The 9,297-nt window shown below is 44.4% G+C and carries 12 protein-coding genes; 9 read left to right on the forward strand and 3 right to left on the reverse strand.

Features of this window, described 5'->3' with window-relative positions; genetic code table 11:
- A partial coding sequence (locus ACP5N5_RS04065) for a vWA domain-containing protein (RefSeq protein WP_428133186.1) occupies positions 1-575 on the forward strand: 575 nt, incomplete at its 5' end.
- A 361-nt stretch (positions 576-936) separates the two neighbouring features.
- A complete protein-coding gene (locus ACP5N5_RS04070; protein WP_428133190.1) occupies positions 937-2,166 on the forward strand; it encodes a PLP-dependent aminotransferase family protein in 1,230 nt (409 codons plus the stop codon).
- Positions 2,167-2,219: 53 nt separating this feature from the next.
- On the opposite strand, the gene ACP5N5_RS04075 is transcribed toward ACP5N5_RS04070, so the two are convergent.
- Together ACP5N5_RS04075 and ACP5N5_RS04080 are read right to left on the reverse strand one after the other, a co-directional pair.
- Positions 2,220-2,885, reverse strand: a complete 666-nt coding sequence (locus tag ACP5N5_RS04075; protein ID WP_428133192.1) for a DUF47 domain-containing protein — start codon at positions 2,883-2,885, stop codon at positions 2,220-2,222.
- Positions 2,886-2,956: 71 nt separating this feature from the next.
- The gene (locus tag ACP5N5_RS04080) at positions 2,957-3,481 is read right to left on the reverse strand and encodes a THUMP domain-containing protein (RefSeq protein ID WP_048058830.1); all 525 of its coding nucleotides are present in this window, start codon (positions 3,479-3,481) and stop codon (positions 2,957-2,959) included.
- 78 nt (positions 3,482-3,559) lie between these two features.
- Here ACP5N5_RS04080 and ACP5N5_RS04085 point away from each other — a divergent pair, with 78 nt between their 5' ends.
- The 6 genes from ACP5N5_RS04085 to ACP5N5_RS04110 all read left to right on the forward strand — a co-directional run bounded on the left by ACP5N5_RS04085 (position 3,560) and on the right by ACP5N5_RS04110 (position 8,401).
- The gene (locus ACP5N5_RS04085; RefSeq protein WP_276814511.1) at positions 3,560-3,838 is read left to right on the forward strand and encodes a hypothetical protein; all 279 of its coding nucleotides are present in this window, start codon (positions 3,560-3,562) and stop codon (positions 3,836-3,838) included.
- Positions 3,835-4,677 carry an XdhC family protein gene (locus ACP5N5_RS04090; protein ID WP_428133196.1) on the forward strand — a complete coding sequence of 281 codons (843 nt, stop codon included), beginning with the start codon at positions 3,835-3,837 and terminating at the stop codon, positions 4,675-4,677. The genes ACP5N5_RS04085 and ACP5N5_RS04090 overlap by 4 nt, the downstream gene beginning before the upstream one ends.
- A 129-nt stretch (positions 4,678-4,806) precedes the next feature.
- A complete protein-coding gene (locus ACP5N5_RS04095) occupies positions 4,807-5,304 on the forward strand; it encodes a hypothetical protein (RefSeq protein ID WP_012608341.1) in 498 nt (165 codons plus the stop codon).
- A gap of 484 nt (positions 5,305-5,788) precedes the next feature.
- Positions 5,789-6,652, forward strand: coding sequence for an NAD(P)-dependent oxidoreductase (locus ACP5N5_RS04100; RefSeq protein WP_042667502.1), 864 nt, complete (start codon positions 5,789-5,791; stop codon positions 6,650-6,652).
- A gap of 24 nt (positions 6,653-6,676) precedes the next feature.
- Positions 6,677-7,393, forward strand: a complete 717-nt coding sequence (locus tag ACP5N5_RS04105) for an ERCC4 domain-containing protein (RefSeq protein WP_012608343.1) — start codon at positions 6,677-6,679, stop codon at positions 7,391-7,393.
- Between the two features lie 3 nt (positions 7,394-7,396).
- Complete coding sequence (locus tag ACP5N5_RS04110) at positions 7,397-8,401, forward strand: glycosyl transferase family 4 (RefSeq protein ID WP_012608344.1); 1,005 nt, start codon at positions 7,397-7,399, stop codon at positions 8,399-8,401.
- 12 nt (positions 8,402-8,413) lie between these two features.
- Here the strand turns inward: ACP5N5_RS04110 and ACP5N5_RS04115 are convergent, their stop codons facing one another.
- Positions 8,414-8,704 carry a hypothetical protein gene (locus ACP5N5_RS04115; RefSeq protein ID WP_012608345.1) on the reverse strand — a complete coding sequence of 97 codons (291 nt, stop codon included), beginning with the start codon at positions 8,702-8,704 and terminating at the stop codon, positions 8,414-8,416.
- Positions 8,705-8,901: 197 nt separating this feature from the next.
- Between ACP5N5_RS04115 and ACP5N5_RS04120 the strand changes: the two genes are divergently transcribed.
- Positions 8,902-9,069, forward strand: a complete 168-nt coding sequence (locus ACP5N5_RS04120) for a hypothetical protein (protein WP_012608346.1) — start codon at positions 8,902-8,904, stop codon at positions 9,067-9,069.
- Positions 9,070-9,297 lie beyond the last annotated feature (228 nt).

A 9,297-nucleotide genomic window follows, 5' to 3' on the forward strand; every position in this document is an offset into this window, starting at 1 on the left:
CGAGTGAGGTATTCTACACTAGATTTGCACAGAGGAAGCTACTCCTCTATGAGAAAGTGGTTGAGGAGAGTCTCGGACCCATGTATGTCCTACTGGATAAAAGCGGTAGTATGGATGGGGTGAAGATAACCTGGGGTAAGGCTGTAGCGATAAGTCTCTACCTTAAGGCTGTGAAAACACATAGGGAGTTCTATCTAAGATTCTTTGATAGCCAGCCGTATCCTCTGTATAGGATAGGGAGGATTTCCAAGCCTAATGAGGTGCTTAAGTTGCTAGACTACATGGCAAGGGTTAAAGGAGCAGGTGGCACAGACATCTCTAGGGCTATTATAACAGCGTGTACGGATATAAGGGCTGGGAGCATTGCTAGGGAGTCAGACATAATATTGATCACCGATGGCGTCGATAGAATAGCTGAAAACATGGTTAGGTATAACTTAAAGAAAACGGATTCAAGGCTAATTACAGTGATGATCATGGGGGACAATGAGAACCTGAGAAACATATCTTATAAATACCTGAAGATTGAAAAACTAGATAAAGCAGGCATGTTGAGAGTAGTGGAGTTTAATTAATGGATCCAACGACCCAGCATCAGTGAGTAACCCAGCTTTAATTAATATATGACTCCGTTTCTCCCTAGGTGTTCGCCATAATTATATTATTATCCATGGTTTCATCTAGGAAGGACTTGTCCCGTCCACAGAAGCTTTGCTATTTCTGCGGGTTCATGGATCGTATTCGACCCAAACGGCACGTGGGCCGCATCTAGGTTTAGCCCATCAACCTAATATAAACTTTCCCTCTAAACACCAAAAAGACTTCAGCACTTAGGCGTAACTTGTTTTATACTTGATACATGATAATATATAATATATAATATATAGATAGATTTATATGCTCTGGAACGAGTGATTTATTCTCGGTGGTGATGTATTGAAACCCGTCTACGATAGATTTCTTAGTAGTAGGATAAATTATATCGAGCAAAGCCCTATCCGAGATGCAGTAGCAAAAATCGCGGCTAAATCTAAAACCACCAAGGTAATAAGCTTCGCAGCTGGTGAGCCAGACCCGGATGTCATACCCCGTGAACTATATGGGGAACTAGCCAAAGAGGTATTTATTAAAGAGAAGGGGAGTGTTAACTACTCGCCTGCAGATGGAGTCTCCGAGTTAAAGATTGAGATAGCTAAATTCATGGCCGAGTATGAAGGTGTGAAGACTGGGCCCGATAATATCGTGGTTACTCTTGGGGGTAGCCAGGCAATAGACATCCTGGGGAGACTAATCCTGGATCCAGGCGACATCGTCATCGTTGAAAACCCCTCTTATGTTAACACGATACTGGTTTGGAAACACTACGGGGTAAGGATAATTGGTGTACCCATGGATGATAATGGAATGATCACTGAGAAACTTGAAGATGTGGTTAAACGCCTCCATAGTGAGGGCAAGAAGCTTAAGCTAATATATATGATACCAACAGGACAGAATCCATCAGGTGTGACCATGAGCATGGATAGGAGGAAGCACTTGCTCGAAATAGCTAGCAGGTATGATCTACTAGTGGCTGAGGACGCAGCATATAATCACCTGGTGTACGAACCCGTAGACGTGAAGCCGCTTAGATCAATGGATACCGAGGACCGTGTGATATACATTGGGTCCTTTAGCAAGATATTTGGAACAGGTCTCCGTATAGGATGGCTTGAGGCCCACCCGGAGATAATTGGAAGAGTCCGTGTAGCTAAGGGACCAATGGATATGTGTCCACCGGTTCCCTCGCAATACATTGTTCTAAACCTATTGAGGAACAAGTTATACAGGCCTATAAGAGAGAAAGCCGTGGCCGAGTATAAGTCTAAGAGAGATATAATGATCGCCGCCATAGAGAAACACCTAATGGGGTTAAAACACACGAGGCCTGTTGCGGGCATGTTTATACTGCTCTGGCTACCTGGAGGCATTGATGGAAGAGTGTTCTCGGATCAACTCTTAGAAAAGTATAATGTGGCGGTTATACCTGCAGCGGCATTCTATACTGATGAGACAGGGAGGAACATTGTCAGGCTAAACTTCTCGATGAGTGAGAAAGACCTTATTGAGGAGGGGGTAAGGAGAATAAGCATGTTGCTCAAGGAGTTCAAGACGCCTATCCCATGAGACCTTTGGGAGCATAGTACTTTTTATTCGAGGCTTTCTCCAGGGTGGCCGGGCTAGAGTAAACGTGCCATTACAAGTATCTTTAAACTGGTAGCGCTTAGGGCGCAGATGTCCGCAGTGTCTTCAAGTGCTTTATTCAAGCTGTGAACCATTATTGCCATCGCCAAAGGCTTGAATCTATCTCCGTATTCAAGTATAAGGCCACGGTTCCTTACCTCTATGTCATCGGCTTTCTCCTCAAGCTTCACTACCTCATCAAGTAGTCTTAATGCCTCCTCGAAGTTGCTTCTGAGAACAGCTCTAAAAGCCTTGTTATATATTTCAACAGCTTTTACAACCAGCTCGCTTAGCTCGAGTAACCCGGCCCGTAATTCCTGTGGTATTTCCAGGAAGGGGATTATACGGAGCTCCTTTGCTACTTCTTTAATATGATCGCTTATCATGTCAATACTTGAAACTATACTTAGTAGTTCACTCATGAATGATGCCTCGAGCCTTAGCGAGGATATGGAGTACTCGAGTTCGCTTCTCAGTTTTTCACCTCTATTCTCCAGCTCTACTAGCTCTGTGAGAACCATCCTGGCATCGCCAACCTGGTATCTGTTGAGTAGGTTTACAGCCTGCTTGAATCTCTCAGCAACCTTGGATGATATGGAGACATATTCCTCGAGCTTTTCAATGGTATCGTTTGGAAATATGTCACCGAGGTTTACCGGCACAATTACTCCCTCATAAATGATGATCCAGAGAATGACTTATAATTATTGAGCCCGCGGTTTCCTTATACTATCTATGGTTTATCTGATTTTAATGCTATAATATTGCTTGGCGATGTAACAGTTATTGTAGCGTATCTCCTCCTATGATATAATTTAACGCTCCTAATGTATACAAGGTAATCTGGGTGGGTTAGCGACACCTGTCTATCTATCTTATCGGCTATCACCCTTATAGCATCCATCGTGTGAGCTGGGAGCCTTGTTTCAAGCCAGTAGAGCCTGCCGTGTAGTGTCACCCTGTATGTCTTGTCCACGGGTATCTTCTCCAGTGCCAGCTCTCTTGATTTCTCAGCAACTATTTCAACATAGGGATCCGTTACCACATCTATAGGTATTACTCTATAAATCACCTGGATCTCGTTGACTGCCTCCCTGATCCTCGATGTGAAGTCGTAGGGGTCATCGACCTTTAACAATATTACCGAGGGCCCCTTATCAACCAAGACATAGTTTAACCCTGTGTTCCTCAGCTTCGCCAATACAAACCTGAAGTTTTCCAAGCCTGGCTCATGTGTAATCATCAGGTTGAAGCTCATATACTCCACCGTTTCATTCAACGCTTATAAGGGATATAATATCTCAAGGTATATTATAAAATAATAAAACGAGGTTAAGTGAGAGCATTGATAGCTAGGATTTCTAACACACAAATAGTGATCCAGGAGGCATTTAATTACTGGGATATAAGAGCTATATTAGACGTATTAAACCCCCTGCTACTAAAACACGGGTATAACCCAGTCTTCTTCTTCGAGGGCACACCTATACTGGGTCAAGGCGGTTTCTCAGTCATAATAAAGCTATCCAAGGAGCTATCATCCAGTGATAAAGGCTTTGTTAAAAGGATGCTTCAGAGCAATGGATTGAGAGTTATAGAGGAGGATGCGAAGTGAATAATAGGGATATACTGTTCAAGGCTGTTGAGGAATTGGATAGGGGGAGACCTGTAGCATTGGCCACACTCGTTAATAAGGAGGGCAGCGGACCCCGTGGACTGGGTTCGCTAATGATTGTAACCATTGATGGCTTGAAGTATGGTACAATTGGGGGCGGGGAATTCGAGGCTTTTGTTATAAAGGAGTCATTATCAGCCTTGAAGGAGGGTAAGCCTAGACGCGTTAAAATGGCTCTCAGGAGGGAGAATATACCACCTGACGCAATGCCTACAAACATGTTGTGTGGTGGAGTAGTGGAGGTGTTCATCAACGTGTTGAAGCCCAAGCCCCGTCTAATACTGGTGGGCGCCGGTCACGTCGGAAAGCCTATAGCGGATATTGGCAATATATTGGGATTCAGGGTAGTCGTTGTCGACAAGAATCCTGGGTTAGCCAACAAGGATAGATATCCCTATGCAGAGACGGTTAAATCTGGAAGCGTTATCGATGAGTTGAAGACAATAGAGTTCACGGAGAACGATATAGCAGTAATAGCTTTCGGTGAAGTTGAAACAGACTACCAGGTACTCAAACACCTTGTATTAAATGGGTTCAAGGGACATATATGGGCTCTCTGCAGCAGGAACAGAGCTAAATGGATGCTTGACAGACTCGTATCCGAGGGTGTTGATGTAAGTAGTTTCAGGGAGAGGATCCATATGCCAGCTGGGCTAAATATAGAGGCTGAGACACCTGAAGAGATAGCTGTAAGTATATGGTCAGAAATAATATGTGTGCTGAAATCATGTAGAAAACCAGTGCCATCGCTCAGCATTCTTGATAACTGGCAATTGTAAGCCGGCCCCGAAGACGTAGTGATTTAAACGGACTTAAGGATTCAACCTAAAAATTTATAAACCCTTTTCAACGAAGCCACCCTTCTTAAAACCCTTCCCATAAAGCATCAATTACACAGGGAGTCATTCATGGAGACCATGCTTGGGTTGAACACATCTCAGGAGATTATATTCCAGGGGCCTGAGGAGAGAATACGCGATGTTATAAACGATATTGTTGTAATGGCTAGTCTCTATAAGCAGACAGGTGGGGAACACGCGTTAGCAGGATTCATTAAACTCTTCAATGAATACCTTGAGGCAATAGCCCCCTTAGAGTATGTGCCCGGGCTTGCTGAGAGGCTTGGTGAGAAACTAGAGTTAACACTATGGGATGTAGACTTCGACTACAAGGCACTGGAGAGGCTTTTAACAATAATATATGAGATACGAGCATACAGTGAAAACACAAGGGATCGCCTTGGCGAGTTGGCCATGCTACTCTCATACTTCATGGCTAAAGCCGGTGTACCATTGAGAGAACTGGGTGGATTCAACGGCTTAATAGGATGCAGGGACTGGAGGGAGAGGCCGGGGCTAATGGTTACACTTGCCGTATTATTCTTAATACTTGCATCAAACCCGTGAATAAGCCGTGATGATAATCTGGTTTAAAGCTTGATCCAGGTAAAGATATAATCGTTACGAGTTCGTCATGGAATTAACCCTGCAAAATGAGAAACCGAAAATCAATGCTTTTGCCAAACTGTTTTAGTTTTCGTAATATAAGGGTTGATGACTGCTTTATGCTGCTTAATATTCTTCTCGCTTTTAAAGCTACTATGTATACACTAGCCATGTATCTCTCCATACGTGGCTCTTCATGAGGTTCTCGCGCTCTTTTAAGCTTGTTATTTCCCTTGGATCTAGTTGTAATTTTCATGTTTTCTCTCTACTTCTAATCAACAAGAGCTTAATCTACCTAAAACACCTGGATTCTCTAGGAACAGGTTCTTGACCCCGTGGTGATAAGCGTATCTCACAACTAACGGATCACAGCAGTGGAGGACGTTAACCTGAACCATTATAAACTGTTTAACTACTACTTCATAGATATAGGTGGGATCTATTTATGGTTTACAGGATCCTTGTTGCTGGAGCTGGTTTAATGGGTTCTTCACTGGTTAGATGCCTGGTATCCCGTGGTGTCGAGGTATTTGTCTACAATAGAAACGTTGAGAAGGCTAGATCCCTTTGCTCCACCGTTAAATGCAGGGTCATTGAGGATCTAGATTTAATGAATAACGTTGATGCATCGGTGATCTTCTTATTTGACGATCAAGCCGTCATGGACTTCGTTTACACGCTCATAGAGAAGAACTTGTTAAGCAGGACGGGTATTCTAATGAATTCTTCAACCATAAGCCCGGAGACTAGTTTAATGCTGTATAGGATGGTTAGAGATCACGGGGGCATATACATTGAAGCGCCTGTCTACGGGAGTACCGATGAAGCCTCAGCATGCAACCTTGTCACAATGCTCGCGGGGGATTCAGGGATAGAGGGTAAGGCTAGGGAGATAGCGCTACTCTACTCTAGTAAAATATACTGGGTTGGCGGGATCCCTAAGGCCATGGCTTTAAAACTGGCGTTGAATAATATAGGTCTCATAATGCCGGCTGTGCTAGCGGAATCCCTAGCACTCTTAGACTCGTATGACGTTAGCCAGGAATTATTTAGTGAGATAGCCGGGAATCTATGGTTTGGAAACATGGTTAGGAGATATCTTGCTAGGATTAACATACCCGTTTCGACACCTAGGTTCACAATCAGCGGGGCCGCAAAGGATTACAGGGTTATCTCTTACACCCTCATGTTGAAAGGATATACGCCGCTACTCTCCCAGGCAGCCTCGAACTTTTACTCTCTAGCAGCCAGGGACGTGCCTGGTGAAGACTATCCAAGGGCTGCATTGTACTATAGAAGGAAAACCTAGAGCCAGAGACACGGGGTATTAAGTGTGGAAATAAGGCTCCTAGTTCCCGTGGATGTTATAATAGACTCCCGAGAGGATAGTAAGCACCCTGAGTTCAGGGAAGCGTTTACAAGGGAGGGATTAAAGACCGCTGTAAAGGAGCTACCTGTTGGAGACTTCCTTATAATGGCTCCAGAGGACAAGCACTCAATACTGGTTGAGAGGAAGACTGTTGATGATCTAGCCAACAGTATAAGGGATAACAGGATATGGGAACAGAGCAAGTTACTGCTTGAGGAGGCCCGCAGAGGGGGGCATCGACCACTTATACTACTGGAGGGGTACCTGGGTACCTTGGAGAAGTATAGGGGCTGGAGGATTCAGAGCATTCTGAGAGTGCTGGATACCCTGATACTTGAAATGGGGATTCCTGTGCTTAACACACCGGGTAAGGATGCCACTATTGCGTGGATTATATCTAAGGCTAAGAGTCTGGGGAGAACAGAGGAGAAGCGTGTCTACAGGATGAGGGTTGAGAAGAAGCCAATGGATATACAGGAGAGGATACTCTATGTAGCTGAGAGTATTATAGGGCCTGTGCTTGCCAGGAAGCTCCTAGCAAGGTTTAAGACCCTTAAGAACCTTGCTAATGCATCAAAGCACGAGTTACTCAGTGTTGAAGGCATTGGCGAGAAACGGGCTGAGGAGATATACTTATTATTCAACACGCCTTGGAGTAGTAATGGGGAAGGGGTGGAGTAAAGAGTGAGAGATGATGTTTTAAGCTATCTAATACCCGTCTTGGTGGCGGCAGCAACCACTAGTATACTGCTCGAATGGTGGGTTAGAACAGGTTTAAGGCTGGGTTTCAAGGGCAGGGATATGAATAAGCCTGGAGAACACTATGCTGTTGAAGCGGGTGGTATGTGGGTTCTTCTGGGAGCCGTCTTCGGGATCCTATCCTTCATGGCGCTGAGTACCTATGTCCAGGGCGACTCTGGGATCATCACCTATCTTGCTGTATCACAGGTACTCTTGCTAGCCGGTCTCCTAGGCTTGATGGATGACTTGTTAGGGTGGAAGAAGGGTTTGAGTCAAGTTAAAAGAGTAATATTAACTATCCCAATAGCATTTCCACTAATGGTGGTGAAAGCCGGGTACTCCACGATAGAGCTTCCCCTAATAGGCGTCCTAGACCTAGGCTTGCTCTACCCGTTGGTAGTAATCCCTGTTGGAGTCATGGGGGCTAGTAACGCCTTCAATATGATAGCTGGATATAACGGGTTAGAGGCATCACAGGCTCTTGTGATCTCATTGGTGAGCCTCCTATTTGCCTTGAAGAAGGGTATCTGGGTTGTTGTACCGCTTTTATTGGTAATGATCGCGTCTATAATAGTGTTCCTAAGGTATAACTGGTACCCGGCGAAGGTTTTCCCTGGGAATACATTCACTTATGGTTTTGGTGCATTCTACGCCTCCGTGGTAATATATGGTAACTTCGAGAAATTCGGGCTGATAATATTTACACCCTACTTTATCGAGTTAGCCTTGTTTCTAAGGGGGCTTATTCATGGTGTCTACAAGGAGAACTTCGGGAGACCCAGTATTGAGGGGTGTCTTGATCCCCCGTATAGCAGAGCTTACAGTCTAACACATGTAGCACTGATAGTCATGAAAAAGTTGAAGAGGTGTGCAAGGGAAACTGATGTAGTATTGTTTACGGCCCTGATACAGGTAGCGATAGGAGTCTTAGCCCTCATAGTAATGTAGGTGGATCACTATTTACCCGCAGGTGCTTGCCAGTTCCTCTAGATCGAGGAAATGACTTCTAATTAAGTGTATGTATAAGGCATGCCTCCAGTATCTTGGACCAGGAGTATAGTTGCAGAATGGGCATCTTCTATAAGTGTTTATTATTTCGGCTAGCTCCTTGATCTCATTCATTATGTTTCCACAATACATTTCAGCGAGATGTATCCTGCCCTGGCTCGGTTTTTTACCTGTAAGTATTTTCGCTATACTAAATGCCAGCTTCTCTATTAGTCTTAGGCTTGTATATTTCCCGGGGTTCATGGTTGGCACCAATTTCTATTTTAGAAATTAGAAATTATAAATTTTTCCTCCCCGGAAACTAGAGATGAGACCCGCCCCCTTCACCCCAGTGGAGTAAAGGACCCTGCAGTTTCAGTGATCCACTATTCAAACCCCGCACTTTCGGCGCCCTCTCTACTTATAAACCTCATATTCCTAAACCGTGTTGAGGGAGATCCATGGGCCCCGAGATAAAGATCTATGTAGTGGCCGTACTACGCAGGATCAGGAGCAGCATAGAGAAGTGCAGTAGTATTGAGTGCGCTCTCTCCGTGATAGACACATATATAGAGGCAATCGATGAGAAAACATTCAGTGAGATACTCAGGACACTGGGCCTATACTAGGTAGCGATCCAGAGTATATACATGTATACACGCGGTGTGAATACGAGTGGATGAATTAAGACTAAGACCGGGATAGCTGAAGATATATGCTTGGTGGTATAGTTGAGAAACCATAGGAAAAACATTACACCACGTCTTAGATATATTGAGGCTAAACAAAGACATGTATCTAAAAATAGGGCCGAATCACATTAGTTACAGTTTAAAACCTCGCCCTTAGGGTGGGGA

The sequence above is a fragment of the Desulfurococcus sp. genome (assembly GCF_049970475.1).
Taxonomy (GTDB): domain Archaea; phylum Thermoproteota; class Thermoprotei_A; order Sulfolobales; family Desulfurococcaceae; genus Desulfurococcus; species Desulfurococcus amylolyticus.

Bases quoted from the DNA above. Each gene is read 5' to 3' on its own strand.
- ACP5N5_RS04115 (WP_012608345.1), bottom strand. From the start codon at position 8,704: ATGAACCCCGGGAAATATACAAGCCTAAGACTAATAGAGAAGCTGGCA.
- ACP5N5_RS04120 (WP_012608346.1), top strand. From the start codon at position 8,902: ATGGGCCCCGAGATAAAGATCTATGTAGTGGCCGTACTACGCAGGATC.
- ACP5N5_RS04080 (WP_048058830.1), bottom strand. From the start codon at position 3,481: ATGAGCTTCAACCTGATGATTACACATGAGCCAGGCTTGGAAAACTTC.
- ACP5N5_RS04100 (WP_042667502.1), top strand. From the start codon at position 5,789: ATGGTTTACAGGATCCTTGTTGCTGGAGCTGGTTTAATGGGTTCTTCA.
- ACP5N5_RS04095 (WP_012608341.1), top strand. From the start codon at position 4,807: ATGGAGACCATGCTTGGGTTGAACACATCTCAGGAGATTATATTCCAG.